The organism is Kitasatospora sp. NPDC059747, assembly GCF_042732955.1.
GTDB lineage: Bacteria > Actinomycetota > Actinomycetes > Streptomycetales > Streptomycetaceae > Kitasatospora.
The window spans coordinates 38,355-51,583 of sequence record NZ_JBHWGV010000019.1 but is presented as its reverse complement, the minus strand read 5'-3'; the positions used below and the strand labels follow the sequence as shown (position 1 = coordinate 51,583).

Genomic DNA, 13,229 nt, shown 5'->3' with positions numbered 1-13,229 from the left:
GCGCCCTTCACGCCGCGGTGCAGCGAGTGCTTGATGCCGAACACGTCGCCGATGGCGTAGGCGGTGGACAGCGAGACCGCGAAGGCACCGATGATCGAGGCGTCCAGCAGCGCGATGGCGAACAGCACACCCGCCAGGCGGCCGGCCTTGTCCTCGATGCCCCTGGCAACGGCGGCCGCGTCGGAGAACTGGCCGAAACCGTCGGTGCCCGCGAACGCGGCGGCGGTCAGGCCCATCATCGCGGCGGCGCCGATGATGACCACCGCGATCCCGATCCACAGGTCGATCTTCTCGTACTTCATGAAACGCGGGGTGATGCGCTTGTCGATGACGTACGACTGCTGGAAGAACAGCTGCCAGGGGGCGACGGTGGTGCCCACGATGGAGACGATCACCAGCATCACGGCCGCGAGCTGGCCCGAGCCGCCCGGCATGCTCGGCACCACGAAGTCGTGGGCCATCTGCGAGGTCTTCGGGTGGACCATGAAGTAGATCGGCACCAGCAGCAGCGAACCGACGCACAGCGTGACGGCGACCCGCTCGAAGCGCCGGAAGGAGCCGGTGAACGCCGAGGCGATGATGATCGCGGCGGCCAGGACCACCGAGGCGACCTTCGGCAGGCCGAGGTAGCCGGCCGCGAGGGTGACGCCGATGAACTCGGTCACCAGGGTCAGGGCGTTGAGCAGGAACAGGTCGATGACGCTGAACGCGCCCCAGAACCTGCCGAAACGCTCCAGGATCAGCCGCGCGTGGCCGACACCGGTGACGGCGCCCAGGCGCAGCACCATCTCCTGGTTCACGTACAGCACCGGGACCAGCATCAGCAGGGTCCACAGCAGCTGGGTGCCGTAGTTCTGGCCGGCCTGGCCGTAGGTGGAGAAGGCGCCGGCGTCGTTGTCGCCGACCATGACGATCAGGCCCGGGCCGATGATCGCCAGCAGGGTCTTCAGCCGCACCGAGAGCCCCTGGCGGGGCGCGTCGTCGTCCAGCCTGATGGTGCCGAGGGCACCCTTGATGTCACCGATGTGCGCGTCGTCCAGCACCGCGCTGCGAGCGGCGGGAACCTTCGGGTCGAGCATGACGTCTGCCATGGTGGGTCCTCCCCGCCCCCTGCCTTGAGGGGGCCATAAGGGGGCACGCAGCAGTAATCCTCCCTGCGGACGCACGGCACCGGGCCGCACGGCGGCGCGAGCCGGGACAGGGCCGGGCTCGGGCGTCGTGCGGGCATGACGGTGCGTCAGGTCGCTTGGGTCATGGCATGGTCGAGCGCATGACGCAGCGTCTGATGGGGCGTTCGCAGGAAAGGTTGTTACCGCGTGCCGGAGGTGTACGAGAGCATGCGGGGGTAGGGGCAACTGTGGCCCGGACTACTGCAGTCCATGTTTCTCGCCTCCTCCCGGCCGGGGGGCGCACCGACTGTGCGCCGCATCGCGACACGGCAAGGAGCGTCCCGGCGCACGAAGGCGACCGGTACACCCCAACTCGTCAGAGCTTTGGCACTTCACGGCGTGATCCCCCTTGCGGGGGAAGCCACTTGGGATCAACCCTTAGGTCGGGAAGATCTGTCCTGAACCTGGGCGTCTCTCGACGTCGTCGGGTCAGTGGCCTGTGTCCGTGAAGACGCCTCACCGAACGAGGTGCCTGTTCAAACCTCGTAAAGCGTAGACCCTGTGGAGCTGCGCGCCGACCACCTTTGCCTAATCTTGACGCACAGGGCTTGAGCAAACGATGGCGACGGTGCCGCTCAGTGCTCGCTGGAGAAAATCTCCTTCACCTCGCGGACCGCGTAGTAGACCAGCACGTAGCCGGCGAGCGGTCGAGCAAGCTGCCGAGGGCCCGCGCGTGAAGGTGGCCTTGTTCAGCCGGCCGGGAAGCTGTCGGTGCCGAGGACGTTGAGCAGCGCCAGTTTCTCGTGGCTGTCGCTGCCGGGTGTCGCGGTGAAGACGAGCAGGGACTGGGACTGGTCCGGGTCCTGAAGGGTCTGGCAGTACAGGTCGAGGCGCCCGACACTCGGGTGGACGAAGCGTTTGGCGTCGCTCCACCTCAGGCCGACCTCCTGGCGGTCCCACAGCGCCGCGAACTCCCCGCTCTCGCGCACCAGGCTCGCCACGAGGCGGGCGGCGGGCGACCGGGGTCCCTCCCGGGTGGCCGCGGCCCGCAGGAGTGCGACGTTCACTCGGCTGTTGAGCTCGTGGTCGTCGGGGAGGTAGCGCTCGCGGGCGGTCGGATCGGTGAACCAGCGGTAGGGGGCGCTTCGGGCGGCTCCGGTGTAGTGGGTCTGCTCCCCGAGCAGGGCCACGGCGGGGGGCGTCTGCAGCAGGGTCTCGCCGAGGGGGCCCATGATCTGGGCCGGGGTGTCCTGCAGCCGGTCCAGGACGCGCATCAGTCCTGGGCCGACGTGCTCGCCGCGCAGCTGCCGCTGCGGGGCGCCGTGTCCGCACAGCAGGAACAGGTGATCGCGTTCCTCGGGGGTGAGACGCAGGCCGCGGGCGATGGCCGCCGCCATCTGCTGGGACGGCTGCGGCCCGCTGCCGCGTTCCAGGCGGGCGTAGTAGTCGCAGGACATGTCGCACAGTTCGGCCACTTCTTCCCGGCGCAGCCCGCGGGTGCGCCGGCGCGGTCCGCGGCGCAGTCCGACGTCCTCGGGTTGCAAGGCCTCCCGCCGGACCCGCAGGAAGGCACCCAACGAGGTGCGGTCCACCGTCTGCTCCACCAGGCACTCCCAGGGTCGAGCGCTCCCCCGGCGTCGGTCGAGAGCTGCCGTACGCCCATCCTGGCAGCCGCGCGCCCGCTCAGCCACTGACTGCCGATCAGTGGCTGGGCTCGTCCTTCATCCGCGCTGCCGGCTGCCGTCCACTGGAGGAGGTGAACGATCCGACGGCGTTCCGCCACGAGCGGACCCGCGGTGACCGGCACCGCGACGACCGAGACGGGAGAGGGCTCATGAGCAAGTGGACGGCTGCCGACCTGCCGGACCTGACCGGAAGGACCGTGCTCGTCACCGGCGCGGGCAGCGGCATCGGGTTGATCGCGGCCCGCGAGTTCGGGCGCGTCGGCGCGCACGTCGTGCTGGGGGTGCGCAGCCCGGACAAGGGCCGCCGGGCGGTTGCCGGGATGCCCGGCGAGTTCGAGGTCCGGCACTTGGACGTCGCCGACCTGGGATCGGTGCGGTCCTTCGCCCGGACGTGGACCGGCGACCTGGACATCCTCGTCAACAACGCCGGTGTCATGGACGTCCCGGCGGCGCGGACCGCCGACGGTCTCGACGTGCAGACCGCGACGAACTACACCGGCCCGTTCGTCCTGACCAATCTGCTCCTGCCGCACCTGACCGACCGCGTCGTCAGCGTGACCAGCCAACTGCACCGGCAGTCCAGGCTGAACGTGGACGACTTCGACTGGCGCTCGCGCCGGTACCACCCGATGAACGCCTACCGGGACTCCAAGCTCGCCCTCGTGCTGTTCTCGCTGGAACTGCAGCGGCGACTGACCGCGTCCGGCAGCCGGGTGAAGTCGGTGCTCGCCCACCCCGGCATCGCCACGACGACCCTGGCCGCCCACTCCTCGGCCAACGTCGTCAACCGCCTCGGGTTCCTGCTCAACGATCCCGAACACGGTGCCCTACCCACCCTGTACGCCGCGACCCAGGACGTGCCCGGCAACGCCTACGTCGGCCCGGACGGCTTCGGCAGCATCAAGGGCCACCCGACCGTGCGCAAGCCCGGCAGGGCCGGCCTCGACGGAACCACGGCCAGGGCCCTGTGGCGGGCGACCGCCGCACTGACGGGAATCGAGCGCTGAGCTGCCTGGACCCAAGCCGACGCGGTCCGTCTCCGGTGCCGGGGCGTCCGTGCCGGGCGGAACGTCCGCGGCTCTGCCGGGTCGCGCGGGCCGGCCGGGTTCAGAGCGTCTGGACGAGGCCGCCGTCGATGACGAAGTCGCTCCCGGTGACGTTGCCCGCCCGGTCGCCGGCCAGCAGCAGGACGAGGTCTGCGACCTCCCGCGGGAGGCTGAAGCGGCCGGTCGCGGATTGCGCGGCGGCACTCCGGGCGATGTCCTCCGGGCTTCCACCGGACGCTTTCGCGACCGTCGCCGCGACGCCGTCGTCGCCGAGCCACAGCGACGTGGACACCGGCCCGGGGCTGACCGTGTTGACGCGCACCCCGCGCGGACCGACCTCCTTGGAGAGGGCCTTGCAGAAGTTGGTGAGCGCCGCCTTGGCCGCGCAGTAGTCGATGACCATCGGATCGGGCAGGAACGCATTGATCGAACTCACCGTCACGATCGAGGCGTTGCCCCGGTCGATCAGGTGGGGCAGGGCGGCTCGGGTGGTGCGGACGGCGGCGAGGAAGTTGACCGTCAGCGCCTGGATCCAGTCGTCGTCGGTGACGGACGCGAACCCGGCCAGACGGGGGTGTACGGCGCCGACGTTGTTGACGAGGATGTCCAGTCCACCGAACCGGGAGACCGCTTCTTCGACCACGGATGCGGGGCCGTCCGCGGTGGTGAGATCGGCGGAGACCGGATGCACCCGCGGGGCGAGGTCCGTCAACGGACCAGTGATGCCGCGCGCCACCGCGACCACGTTCACGCCCTCGGCGGCGAGTGCCTGCGTCACGGCGAGGCCGATTCCCTTGCTGGCACCGGTGACGACGGCGACCTTGCCCGAGAGACGCAGGTCCATCACGGACTCCTCAGGTGGTGGAACGGCAGTGCGGCCTGTGGTGCGACCGCGCCGTTCACGGCGGCGAGGCGCCGGTGAGCGGACGCCTCGCCGTCAGGCCGAACGGCTGGGGCATGGGCAGGTCCGGAAACCGGCCCCGGACCGCAGCAGGGTCAGGACCGCTCAACCGCGTCCTCGAACTCTCCGGACATTGCGGCTCCTCGCTGTGTGCCCGGCCCGCGCTTCCCGGCCAGGATTCCAGAGAGTCCCGGCTGCCGCCTCCCGGCCGCGGTCTTCGAGATTGAAGACCAACCAGGGCCGGGCCCCTCTCGGCACTCGCTAGTGGATCATCCCCTGGGCGACGCTGTCAGGCAGGGCGGCGAGCCAGGCGGTCAGGATTCGGTTGATCTCGGCGGGTCGTTCCTGCTGGATCCAATGGCCGCAGCCGGCGAGCACGTGTGAGGCGACCAGGCCGGGCAGGGTGGCGGGGAACGCCTCGATCGCATCGGCCAGCCACGTGGTGGAGGCGTCCAGGCCGCCGCCGACGAACAGGGACGGCTGGATAATCGGGGCGCCGTCGAAGGCGGCCAGGTCCTCCCAGTCCCGGTCCATGTTCCGGTAGCGGTTCAGTGCGCCGGTCAGGCCGGTCCGCTCGAACTCCCCTGCGTAGACGTCGAGATCGGCCTCGTCGAGCCACGCAGGCAGCCGGCCCGTCGGGAATCGGTCGCGCAGCGTCCCGTCCTTCGCGACGAAGTGCGGGTCCGGCGCGTGGGGCGCGGGCATGGTGTCGGCGGACAGTACCGCGTAGAACCCGGCGAGCCAGGCGCGCACGTCGGGCTCGATCTCGGCCTCGGCCCGGCCCGGCTCCTGGAAGTAGGAGACGTAGAACTCCTCGTCCCCGCCCAGCCGCCCGAAGACCTCACTCGGCCGAGGGCCGCCGCGCGGGACGTAGGGCACGCTGAGCAGCCCCACCGCCCGGAAGAGGTCCGGCCGCACCAGGGCCGAGTTCGCCGCGATGGTGGCGCCCCAGTCGTGCCCGACGATCACCGCGGACCGCTCACCCAAGGCCTGCACCACCGCCGCGTTGTCCTCGACCAGGTCGAGCATCCGGTACGCGGTCGAAACCTGGGGCCTGGAGGAGCGACCGTACCCTCGGACGTCGATCGCGACCGCCCGGTATCCGGCGGCGGCCAAGGCCGGCAGTTGGTGGCGCCAGGAGTACCAGGATTCCGGGAAGCCGTGCACGAGGAGCACCAGCGGCCCGTCACCCTGTTCCACCAGGTGGATCCGGCCCGCCGGAGCGGAGACCAGACGGTGTGTGAGTTCCGGCGCCTGTCGCGGCATGAATCCTCCGAGGTCGTCGATCCGCGGGCACCGAACCGGCGCCGCAGTCCGAACCGATCCTGTCGTCCGTGCCGCGACCGCAGCCAGCATTGTTGCCGGTTCAGCAAATCCCGCCGACCCCGACCGCGGACCAGGCCGGAGCCCCTGGCTGGTCCGACGGTCGCGCGGCTTCAGCCGGATGTCCTCCGGGATCCCACCCATGGGGACGGGCCCGACGATGGGCCCGCCACCCGGTCCGCCGCCAGGTCGCTCCTCGACGACGGACTCCGCGCGCCTCGTCGCGCCTCCGCGCTACGCCCCTGCGGCCGTCATGCGGCCGACGGCCCTGATGACCTGCCGCCGGGGAGCCAGCCGGGCGAGGGAGGCCATGACGCGGTTCATGCGCCCGGCGATGACGCTCGGCGGCGGGTTCCGCCGGTCCAGGGCGGCCAGGGCGGCGCGGACCACGTCGACGGGTGCGGCGAGCCTCGTGCCGCCGGCGGCCCGGTCGGTGCCGACGACCTCGAAGAACTCGGTGCGGGTCGCGCCCGGGGACAGTGCCAGCACCCGCAGCCCGGTGCCGCGCGACTCCTCCCAGAGCGCCTCCGTGAGGCTCAGCACGAACGCCTTGGTCGCGCCGTAGAGCGCCATCCGCGGGTTGGGCTGGTAGGCGGCCATGCTCGCCACATTGACCAGGACTCCTCGGCCCGCCGTCCGCAACCGTTCGATGAAGGCGCGGCTGATGTCGGCCACCGCGGTCACGTCGACGGCGATTTCCTGCCGCATTCGGGCCGGGTCGGCCTCGTGGAAGAGGCCGAAGGTGCCGAATCCGGCGTTGTTGATCACGCTGGTGACGTGCAGGCCGAGTTGGTCCACCTGCCGTACCAGCCTCTGCCCGGGGTCTGCCTCGGCCAGGTCCACCGCCAGGACGTGGACCCGGACGCGGTGGCGGTCGCGCAGTTCGCCGGCCAGGGCCTCCAGGCGGTCCCTGCGGCGGGCGACCAGCACCAGGTCGGAGCCGCGGGCGGCGAGCTGGCGGGCGAATTCGGCACCGAGACCGGCGCTGGCGCCGGTGATCAGCGTGGTCTGGCCGTGGTAGTCGACGGCTGTCATGACAACTCCCTTGCGTGCAGTAACTGCCTGGCTGGCAGTTAATGCCAGAAAGGCAGCTACTGTCCAGAGGCGGGGTAGTCTGGGTTCCCATGACGACCTTGTGGGACCGATCGCGGCAGGCCGCCGTCCAGGAGATCCTCGACACGGCGGTCCGGCTGTTCGCCGAACAGGGCTACGAGCAGACGACGATCGCGCAGATCGCCCGTGAGGCGGGCGTGTCGCAGCGCTCCCTGTTCCGCTACTTCGGCACCAAGGAGGACCTGGTCTGCGGCGACCAGGACGCGCTCGGCGAGCTCCTGAAGCGGACCGTCGAGCAACAGCCCGCCACCGTGTCCGCCTGGGACGCCCTGCGAGCCGGGTTCGAGACCGTCCTCACCGCCAACCACACCCCCGAGCGAGTGCTCGAACTGTCCCGTCTGATCTTCAACACCCCGTCCCTGCGCGCCCGTTACATCGAGAAGCGGCTGAACTGGCAGGCCCAGCTCGTCCCGATCGTCCAGGCGCGACTGGGCACCGCCCCCGGCCAGGGGCCCGACCCCCGCGCCAAGGCGATCGTCGCGACGGTCTTCGCCTGCGTCGACACGGCGAGCGAGCTCTGGGCCGAACACGAAGGCCGGCTCGACCTGACCGACCTCTACGACCAGTGCCTCACCGCGGTCAGGGGCGACGGCTGAGGCACCCGCCCGGCAAGCGGCACAGCCGTTAGTGTCATGTACGGGCCACTCAAGTCCTTCTTCTCGGTCAAAAATCGGGCGAGACGCGCACGCGGCCCGGTACCGGCGGGCGATCCGCTCCGGGCGGCCGGAGAATGCCGGATACCGGGGGCCGGGTGTCGGACGGATCCGAAGGGACGTGAGCCGGTGCAGACGGTGGCGGTTGAGGACTGGGCGGCCGACTGGGCACGGCGGGCCAGGGAGCTCCCGAACGGGCGAATCGTGGCCGGGCTGCTGGTCGACCTCATCGCCGATCCGCGGCAGCACCTCGCCCGGACGGCGACGTTCCCGGTGACGGCCGCGGCCCTGGCCCTGCGCGTCGAACCCGGCCTCCTGCGCACGGCCCTCCAGGACCTGGCCGACGCGGGCCTGCTCGAACTGGACTGCCACGAAGCGTCAGGGGCCACGGGCGAGTTCGCCGTCGTGACCCTCACCTCCCCGACACCGCTGCGCGCACCGAAGCGCCCACGCCACGACGCCGGTGACACGGCCCCCGAACCCCACGGCCGACCCTGGCCCTCCGACGACGCACTCGGCCCGCCCGAGCGGACGGGGCGGCCGTGACCTGGTCCTCGCCCGAGGACAAGGAGGCGGTGCGACGGGTGGCGGCCAGGCTCAAGATCTCTCCCCCCTGGGCCGCCCCGGCCACCGTGGACGCCCTCTCGCAAGTGCCTACGCCGAACTGCGCGACGCCACAGCCCGGGTGTTCGTCCCGGTCCTGACGGAGCGCCGCGCCACTCGTGGCGTCCGCATTCCCTGGGAACGGCTGCCACGGCTCCCTGCTTCGTTCCGTTCCGGAGCGATGAGTAAGGTGCAGGAAGGGGGCCGAGGACGGACTGAGGGCACAGGTGTGGCGTGCGGATTCTCCTGCTGGGGCCCGTGGAACTGCGGACCGCCGAGGGCGAGCCCGTCCATGTCGGCGGGGGCCGGCGGCGGGCGGTACTGACGGCGCTCGCCCTGGAGGCGAACCGGGTCGTTCCGGTCGAGCGGCTGCTCGACCTCGCGTGGGACCACGACCCGCCGTCCACCGCGCGCGCCGCCCTCCAGGGACACGTCGCCCGGCTGCGCACGCTCCTCCCCGACGGCCTCCGGCTCGACACCCGCGCTCCCGGCTACGTCCTGCACACCGACCCGGACCTGATCGACGCCCACCGGCTCGCGCGGCTCCTCGACGAGGCCCGCGCGCACGCCCCTGACGCCGCCGGGGACGCGGTGGCCGTGCCGCTGCTGCGCGAGGCGCTCGCGCTCTGGCGCGGGCCCGCGCTGACCGGCTGCGGCTCGGAAGCGGTCCGTGGGCTCGCCGCCGAACGGTTGGAGACGCTGCGGGTCGAGGCACTGGAGGAGCTCGCCGAGCGGTCGCTGCGGGCCGGCCGGGGACGGTCGGTGACGGCCGAGCTGACCGCCGCCCTGACCGGGCACCCGCTGCGCGAGTCGCTCATCCGCCTCGCCGTGCTCTGCCTCCACCAGGAGGGACGGTCCGCCGAGGCCGTCGCCGTGTACGGGGAGGCCCGGCGCCGGCTCGCCGATGAGGCCGGGATTGACCCCGGCCCGGCGCTGCGCGAGGCACTGGCGCAGGTGCGGTCCCTCCCTTCCGAGGTGTGCGCCCCCACCGTTGTCCGCTTGCCGCGCGAGCCCGGCCGGTTCGTCGGCCGCGAGGCCGAACTCGCCCGGCTGAGCGAGCACTTCGGGGGCGACGGCGGACCCCACCCGCCGGTGCTCGTCACCGGACCGGCCGGCATCGGCAAGACGGCACTCGTCCTGCGCTGGGCCCACCGGCACGCCGCCGCCTTCCCCCACGGGCGCGTCGCCGTCAACCTGCGCGGCTTCGACGAGACTGAGCCGCTGCGCCCGGAGGAGGCCCTGGCGGAACTGCTGCGCGCTCTCGGCGCCGACGAGGGCGCGATCCCCGCCACCGAGGAGGAGGCCGGCGCCGCGTACCGACGTCTGCTCGGCGGCCGCCGGGTGCTGATCCTCCTGGAGAACGCCCGGGACGCCGAACAGGTGCGCCCGCTGCTCCCGGGCGAGCCCGGCTGCGCCGTCGTGGTGACGAGCCGGCACCGGCTCACCGAACTCGTCGTGGGCGAGGGCGCCCGCGCCCTTCCGCTCGCGTCGCTGGACGCCGACGACGGGTTCGGCGTCCTCGCCGGGGTCGCGGGCCTGCCCCGGCTGGAGGCGGAGCGGGAGGCGGCGCAGCGGGTGGTCGAGCTGTGCGAGGGCTTGCCGCTGGCGCTGCGGATCGCGGGTTCGCGGTTGGCGACCCGGCCGCACTGGCGCGTCGGGACGCTGGCCGGGGAGCTCGCGGACGAGCGCTCCCGGCTGGCCGCGCTCGCCACCCAGGGCGCGTTGAGCGTCGCGGCGGCGCTGGAGCTGACGGTCCGGACGCTGCCCGCGCCGGCGGCGGAGCTGTTCCGGCTGCTCGGTGTGCACCCGGGGCAGCAGGTCGACACCACGGCTGCGGCCGCGCTGGCCGGCACCGGCCCGCGGGCGGCGGCCGGGGCGCTGGAGCTGCTGCACCTGGCGCACCTGGTGGTGGAGGTGGTGCCGGGCCGGTTCGAGCGTCACGACCTCGTGCGGCTGTACGCACGGCAGGCGGCCGAGGAGTTGCCGCCCGCGACCCGGGACGCTGCGCTGGCGCGGCTGTTCGACCACTACCTCGCCGCGACGGCGGCCGGCCTGGTCCTGGCCCGGCCGGACGCCCGGCACCACCGACCGGAGGAGCAGTCGTCGGGCGGCACACCGGAGTTCGCCACTTCGGTGGACGCGCTGGCGTGGTTCCGGGCCGAGGAATCGGCCGTCCGGGGCCTGATCGCGTTGGCCTGCCAGTGGGGCCGGCACGAACACGCCTGCCGGATGGTCGAGAACGCCGGCTACCTCTACCTCGACGCGGGCCTGTTCCGCGCCTGGGAGGAGGCCGCCCGGCTCGCGCTCACCGCCGCCGAGGCCGCCGGCACCGCCGGGGCCTGGCCGCACCTGTACTCCAACCACAGCATGTCGCTGGGCTGGCTGGGCCGGCGCCGGGAGGCCCTGGAGCAGTCCGCGCGGGCGGTGGCCGTCGCGGACCCGGAGAGCCGCCCGGTGCTCCGGCACCGCTACCTCAGCATGCGGACCAGCTTCATGAGCGACCACGGCGGGCCCGGGGACGTCCTGGACGGATTCGCGGAGACGGTCGCCGAGGCCCGGGCCGCGGGTGACGACCGGTCGCTGTCCCAGGCCCTCAACAACCTCGCCGACGCCCTCCGGCTGGCCGGGCGGGCGGCCGACGCCCTCGCCCCGATCGAGGAGTCGCTGGCCCTGCTCGCGGGCCGGGAAACGGACCCGTACCTGGTGATCTCGACCAAGACCCACGCCCAGGTGCTGCGCGAACTCGGCCGTCCGGACGAGGCGGTGACGCAGATCCACCGGGCGCTGGAACTCGGCCGGGCCCAGGGCAACCACGCCCACGCGGAGTTCGACTTCGCCGATGTCATGGGCCAGGTGCTGTACGACCGCGGGCGCACGGCCGAGGCCCGCCTGCACTGGGAGCGGGCGCTCGAACTCGCCACCGAGCAGGGGCGGATGACCAAGCAGGTGGAGCGGGTGCGGGCGCAGCTGGCGCAGTGCGGACCGTCGTAGGCTCTGCCCCTCGGGCTCCCCGGGGAGTCGCCAGCCACTCATCAGGGGAGCCTCGCTCACGCGAGGCCCACGACGGGATCAGACGGTGAGCACGAGCTTGCCCTGGAGGTGACCTGCGTCCAGCAGCCGGTGCGCGTCGACGACGCGCTCGAACGGGAACGTCTCCTGCACGTGCACCCGGAGCCTGCCCTGTTCGACGAGTTCGACGAGACCTCGCAGGGCGACCGGATCGGGGTCGACCGCGATGCCGCTGAAGCGCAGGCCGGCCGCCTCGTACCTGGCGGCGAGCTCCGCATCGTCCTCGGCGACCGCCGTCACCAGGTGACCGCCCGGGCGGAGCACTGCGAGCGACCGCTCGACGGTGTCGCCGCCGATCGTGTCGAACACGACGTCGATGTCGCGGACCGCCCGAGTGAAGTCGACCGCCGTGTAGTCGATCACCTCGTCGGCGCCCAACCCCTCGACGAACGTCCGCTTGCTCCCGCCGGCGGTCGCGATCACGTGCGCGCCGAGCGCTTTCGCGATCTGGACCGCGACGTGGCCGACCCCGCCACCGCCGCCGTGGACCAGGACACGGTCCCCCTCCGTCACGCCGCCCAGGTCGACCAGGCCCTGCCACGCCGTCAGCCCGACGACCGGCAGCCCCGCCGCCTCGACGTGGGAGAGCGACGCCGGCTTGCGTGCCAGGTGCAACGCCGGCGCCGACACCACCTCGGCGTACGCGCTCGCCGCCCGTGGGAACAACGGCATCCCGAACACCTCGTCGCCGGGCCTGAACCGCCACGTCTGCGGCGCCTCCTCGACCACGCCGCTGATGTCCCAGCCGAGGACGAACGGCGGCCGGCCGAGCAGCGGGAACTCGCCGGCGCGCAGGCGCGCCTCCAGCGGGTTCAGCCCGATCGCCTTGACGCGGACGAGAACCTCGGTCGGGAGGGGGCGGGGCTCGGGCACGTCCACGATGGTGAGCACCTCGGGACCGCCGAGCGTCTGCTGGGTGATTGCTCGCATGACTCTCCTGGCTTCGTAGGGGGGAGGGAATCCAGGCTAGGTTTCCGATAGGAACCGGCAGGTACCTTTGGCGCCATGAGCGGTTTCGGTCCCGGCGATCCCTTTCTCTCCGACTGTCCGGCGCGTCTGGTGGTCGAGCTCATCGCCGACAAGTGGACCGTGGTCGTGCTCTACGGCCTCAGCAAGGGCCCGGTCCGCCACGGCGAGCTCATCAAGCTGATCGGCGGCATCTCCCGCAAGGTGCTCACCCAGACGCTCCGCCGGCTCGAAGCACACGGACTCGTCCGCCGCCACGCCTACGCCGAGGTGCCACCCCGCGTCGAATACGAGCTCACCCCGCTCGGGGCGACGCTGATCGACCCGATCCACGTGCTGACCGAGTGGGCGAGGGCGAACGGCGACGCAGTGCTCGATGCGCTCGACGCCAACCCCGAGCCGGTCACCCCTGGCGAGTGAGGCCCTGCCAGGGCACCGAACATCCTCCCGGCCGCTTCCAGGTATCACCCGGGGTCGACGGCGGTGAACCGATCGGGCCCGGCGGGCCGTGCAACCTGGCGGACACCGTCACCCGGGGAGAGAAACGTGACCACTACGGCGACACCGAGGCAACCGGCCCTGGTCTGCTGCGCGGCGGCTCTCGGGCTCGTCGTGACAGGGCTCCTCGCGGTGTGCGTCCCGCCGCCCCCGCCCGTGCCCTCGCCGCCGACGCCGGTCGGGGTGGCAGGACCCGCCGCGGCCGACGACCCGGCCCGGGTTCCGTCGGGGCCGGCCCGCACCGGGGTCCGGCAGGTCCTGGA

At 72.5% G+C, this 13,229-nt stretch carries 11 protein-coding genes and 1 riboswitch; of the genes, 5 read left to right on the top strand and 6 right to left on the bottom strand.

The features are described 5' to 3' along the window. Positions 1-1,091, bottom strand: a 1,091-nt coding sequence (locus ACFV4G_RS11190; protein WP_380438869.1) for an NRAMP family divalent metal transporter, incomplete at its 3' end; no start/stop codon positions are given. Positions 1,092-1,469: 378 nt separating this feature from the next. Continuing rightward, positions 1,470-1,644, bottom strand: a riboswitch (M-box (ykoK) riboswitch). 214 nt (positions 1,645-1,858) lie between these two features. Beyond that, entirely contained in the window at positions 1,859-2,713 is an 855-nt protein-coding gene (locus tag ACFV4G_RS11185; protein ID WP_380438867.1) for a helix-turn-helix transcriptional regulator, read from the bottom strand. 230 nt (positions 2,714-2,943) lie between these two features. On the opposite strand from ACFV4G_RS11185, the gene ACFV4G_RS11180 reads away from it, so the two are divergent. Further along, positions 2,944-3,801, top strand: coding sequence for an SDR family NAD(P)-dependent oxidoreductase (locus ACFV4G_RS11180; RefSeq protein ID WP_380438865.1), 858 nt, complete (start codon positions 2,944-2,946; stop codon positions 3,799-3,801). 100 nt (positions 3,802-3,901) lie between these two features. On the opposite strand, the gene ACFV4G_RS11175 is transcribed toward ACFV4G_RS11180, so the two are convergent. The 3 genes from ACFV4G_RS11175 to ACFV4G_RS11165 all read right to left on the bottom strand — a co-directional run bounded on the left by ACFV4G_RS11175 (position 3,902) and on the right by ACFV4G_RS11165 (position 7,099). Then, positions 3,902-4,684 (bottom strand): oxidoreductase, encoded by a 783-nt coding sequence (locus tag ACFV4G_RS11175; protein ID WP_380438863.1) that lies wholly within the window; start codon positions 4,682-4,684, stop codon positions 3,902-3,904. A 318-nt stretch (positions 4,685-5,002) separates the two neighbouring features. Continuing rightward, positions 5,003-6,007, bottom strand: a complete 1,005-nt coding sequence (locus ACFV4G_RS11170) for an alpha/beta fold hydrolase (protein ID WP_380438861.1) — start codon at positions 6,005-6,007, stop codon at positions 5,003-5,005. Between the two features lie 291 nt (positions 6,008-6,298). Then, on the bottom strand, positions 6,299-7,099 hold the full coding sequence (locus ACFV4G_RS11165) for an SDR family NAD(P)-dependent oxidoreductase (protein ID WP_380438859.1): 801 nt from the start codon (positions 7,097-7,099) through the stop codon (positions 6,299-6,301). Between the two features lie 89 nt (positions 7,100-7,188). Between ACFV4G_RS11165 and ACFV4G_RS11160 the strand changes: the two genes are divergently transcribed. The 3 genes from ACFV4G_RS11160 to ACFV4G_RS11150 all read left to right on the top strand — a co-directional run bounded on the left by ACFV4G_RS11160 (position 7,189) and on the right by ACFV4G_RS11150 (position 11,424). Continuing rightward, positions 7,189-7,773: a TetR/AcrR family transcriptional regulator gene (locus ACFV4G_RS11160; protein ID WP_380438857.1), complete on the top strand. Its 585-nt coding sequence runs from the start codon at positions 7,189-7,191 to the stop codon at positions 7,771-7,773. A gap of 186 nt (positions 7,774-7,959) precedes the next feature. Then, positions 7,960-8,376 carry a hypothetical protein gene (locus tag ACFV4G_RS11155; RefSeq protein WP_380438855.1) on the top strand — a complete coding sequence of 139 codons (417 nt, stop codon included), beginning with the start codon at positions 7,960-7,962 and terminating at the stop codon, positions 8,374-8,376. A gap of 291 nt (positions 8,377-8,667) precedes the next feature. Next, positions 8,668-11,424, top strand: coding sequence for a BTAD domain-containing putative transcriptional regulator (locus tag ACFV4G_RS11150; protein WP_380438853.1), 2,757 nt, complete (start codon positions 8,668-8,670; stop codon positions 11,422-11,424). A 78-nt stretch (positions 11,425-11,502) separates the two neighbouring features. Here ACFV4G_RS11150 and ACFV4G_RS11145 read toward each other — a convergent pair whose 3' ends face one another. Further along, positions 11,503-12,432 carry an NADP-dependent oxidoreductase gene (locus ACFV4G_RS11145; protein WP_380438851.1) on the bottom strand — a complete coding sequence of 310 codons (930 nt, stop codon included), beginning with the start codon at positions 12,430-12,432 and terminating at the stop codon, positions 11,503-11,505. Positions 12,433-12,507: 75 nt separating this feature from the next. Here ACFV4G_RS11145 and ACFV4G_RS11140 point away from each other — a divergent pair, with 75 nt between their 5' ends. Next, a complete protein-coding gene (locus ACFV4G_RS11140; protein ID WP_380438849.1) occupies positions 12,508-12,888 on the top strand; it encodes a winged helix-turn-helix transcriptional regulator in 381 nt (126 codons plus the stop codon). Positions 12,889-13,229 lie beyond the last annotated feature (341 nt).